This window comes from Azospirillum sp. ST 5-10, from assembly GCF_051225715.1.
Classification (GTDB): Bacteria; Pseudomonadota; Alphaproteobacteria; order Azospirillales; family Azospirillaceae; genus Azospirillum.
This window is the reverse complement of record NZ_JBPJSP010000102.1, coordinates 1-709: the sequence shown is the minus strand read 5'-3', so window position 1 is coordinate 709 and position 709 is coordinate 1. Positions and strand designations below refer to the sequence as shown.

Sequence of the window (709 nt, the reverse complement as noted above, 5' to 3'; positions counted from 1 at the left end):
GCCGCGGAGATCATCATGCCGCCGACCTTGACCCGCTGGTCGGGCCGGGCCTCGTGCCAGATGGCGATGGCCGCCGCCGGCAGGCCGAACATCTTGAACAGGAAGGCGCCGGCGAGGATGCCCGAGGTCGGGTCGCCGGCGAAGAAGCGGTTGATGTCGCCGTGCACCACCTTGCCGGCGGCGTCGGTGAAGCTGCCGATCTCGAAGAAGAACGGCACGTTCCAGATGTGGTGCAGGCCGAAGGGGATCAGCAGGCGCTCGACGAAGCCGTAGATGGTGGCGGCCAGGCGCGGGTCGCTCTCGGCGGCCCAGTGGGAGAAGACGTCGATGCCCTGCTGGACCGGCGGCCACACCACCGACAGCACCGCGCCGAGGGCGATGGCGGTGAGGCCGGTGACGATCGGCACGAAGCGCTTGCCGGCGAAGAAGCCGAGATAGGGCGGCAGGGCGATCTTGTAGTAGCGGTTGAACATCGCCGCCGCCAGGCCGCCGGCCAGGATGCCGCCGAACACGCCGGTCTCCATGGACGGGATGCCCATGATCACCTTCGGCTCGAGGCCCCAGACGCCGGCCATCACCCCCATGGTCGCCAGCATCACGACGTAGCCGATGGTGGCGGCGATGGCCGCCACGCCGTCGTTCTCGGTGAAGCCGACGGCGACGCCGATGGCGAAGATCAGCGGCAGGTTGCCGAAGATCACGTCGCCGG

General features: G+C 69.3%; 1 protein-coding gene. It reads right to left on the bottom strand.

Features of this window, described 5'->3' with window-relative positions:
• Positions 1-709: PTS transporter subunit EIIC (locus tag ACSBPG_RS32005; protein ID WP_435541298.1), on the bottom strand; the 709-nt coding region annotated here is incomplete at both ends.